This is a genomic window from Kitasatospora sp. NPDC007106 (assembly GCF_040634455.1).
Lineage (GTDB): Bacteria > Actinomycetota > Actinomycetes > Streptomycetales > Streptomycetaceae > Kitasatospora > Kitasatospora arboriphila.
Genome location: NZ_JBEYFP010000894.1, coordinates 1 through 2,287, shown reverse-complemented (window position 1 = coordinate 2,287; position 2,287 = coordinate 1). Strand labels below are relative to the sequence as shown.

Genomic DNA, 2,287 nt, shown 5'->3' with positions numbered 1-2,287 from the left:
CGCGGTACATCCGGACGACGTCCGGCACCGGCACGGACGGCCAGACGGTGAGCGCGCCGGTGAGCCGGTCGACCCCGCGCCGCCGCCCCGGCGTTCAACTACGGTGAGGCGCTGCAGAAGTCGCTGCTCTTCTACGAGGCCCAGCAGTCCGGCAAACTGCCCGCCACCAACCGGGTGGGCTGGCGCGGCGACTCCGCCCTCGACGACGGCAAGGACGTCGGGCTCGACCTCACCGGCGGCTGGTACGACGCCGGCGACCACGTCAAGTTCGGCCTGCCGATGGCCGCTTCCACCACCATGCTGGCCTGGGGCGGCATCGCCGCGAAGCAGGGCTACACCGCCTCCGGCCAGATGCCGTACCTCAAGAACAACCTGCGCTTCGTCGACGACTACCTGCTCAAGGCGCACGCCGCCCCGAACGTGCTCTACGGCCAGGTCGGCAACGGCTCGGCCGACCACGCCTGGTGGGGCCCGGCCGAGGTGCTGCCGATGGCCCGGCCCGCGTACCGGATCGACGCCACCTGCCCCGGCTCCGACCTCGCCGGCGAGACCGCCGCCGCCCTCGCCTCCTCCTCGATCGTCTTCGCCGACAGCGACCCGGCGTACGCCGCCACCCTGGTCACCCACGCCAAGCAGCTGTACTCCTTCGCCGACACCTACCGCGGCAAGTACAGCGACTGCATCAAGGACGCCCAGGGCTACTACAACTCCTGGAGCGGCTACAACGACGAACTGGTCTGGGGCGCGATCTGGCTGTACAAGGCCACCGGCGACAGCAGCTACCTCGCCAAGGCCGAGACCTACTACGCCAACCTCTCCACCGAGCCGCAGACCAGCACCAAGTCCTACCGCTGGACGATCGCCTGGGACGACAAGTCCTACGGCGCGTACGTGCTGCTCGCCCAACTCACCGGCAAGCAGCAGTACATCGACGACGCCAACCGCTGGCTGGACTGGTGGACGGTCGGCGTCAACGGCAGCCAGGTGAAGTACTCGCCCGGCGGCGAGGCCGTGCTCGACTCCTGGGGATCGCTGCGCTACGCCGCCAACACCTCGTTCGCCGCCCTGGTCTACTCCGACTGGCTCACCGGCGACGCCACCCGCAAGGCCCGCTACCACGACTTCGCCGTCCGCCAGATCGACTACGCGCTCGGCGAGAACCCCCGCAAGTCCAGCTACCTCATCGGCTTCGGCACCAACCCGCCGAAGAACCCGCACCACCGCACCGCCCACGGCTCCTGGACGGACCAGCTCACCAACCCGGTCAACAGCCGGCACACCCTGATCGGCGCCCTGGTCGGCGGACCGAGCTCGCCCGACGACTCCTACACCGACGACCGCTCCAACTACGTCAACAACGAGGTCGCCACCGACTACAACGCCGCCTTCACCGGCGCCCTCGCCCGGCTCTACGGCGAGTACGGCGGCAGCCCGCTCGCGGCCTTCCCGCCCACGGAGACCCCGGACGGGCCGGAGACGACCGTCCAGGCCTCGGTGAACGCCTCCGGCACCAACTTCACCGAGATCAAGGCGTACCTCGTCAACACCTCCGCCTGGCCCGCCCGCGCGCTGAAGAACGCCTCGCTGCGCTACTGGTTCACCCTGGAGCCGGGGGTGAGCCCGAGTCAGATCACCCTCACCACCAACTACAACCAGTGCGGGGCGATCAGCGGCCCGACCCTGTACTCCGGCTCCACCTACTACGTCACCGTCGACTGCTCGAACACCGTGATCGCGCCGGCCGGGCAGTCCGCGTACCGCAAGGAGATCCAGTTCCGGATCGCCTCCTCCGGTGCCTGGGACCCGACCAACGACTGGTCCTACCAGGGCATTTCGCTGGTGCCCGGCTCGACGCCGGTGAACGCGCCGAACATCCGGCTGCTGGACGGGGGAGTACCGCAGTGGGGCGCCGAACCGGACGGCACCACGCCGTCGCCGTCCCCCTCGCCCAGCCCCAGCCCCTCGCCGTCTCCTTCGCCGTCCCCCTCGGCCTCTCCTTCACCCTCGCCCTCGCCCTCGCCTTCGCCGAGCGGCAGCCCCACCCAGCCGATCGCGGGCTGCACGGTCGCCTACGCGGTGGGCAGCAACTGGGGTACCGGGTTCACCGCCGACGTGACCGTCCGCAACACCGGCAGCACGACCGTCTCCGGCTGGACGCTCGCCTGGACCTACCTGGGCGGTGAGAAGATCACCAACGCCTGGAACGCCCGCGTCACGCAGTCCGGCGCGGCCGTGACCGCCGGCGACGCCGGCTGGAACGGCACCCTCGCCCCGGGCGGCACCGCCT

At 70.5% G+C, this 2,287-nt stretch carries 1 protein-coding gene; it reads left to right on the top strand.

Features of this window, described 5'->3' with window-relative positions:
• Window positions 1-111 precede the first annotated feature (111 nt).
• Window positions 112-2,287: glycoside hydrolase family 9 protein (locus tag ABZ641_RS33730; RefSeq protein ID WP_359988091.1), on the top strand; the 2,176-nt coding region annotated here is incomplete at its 3' end.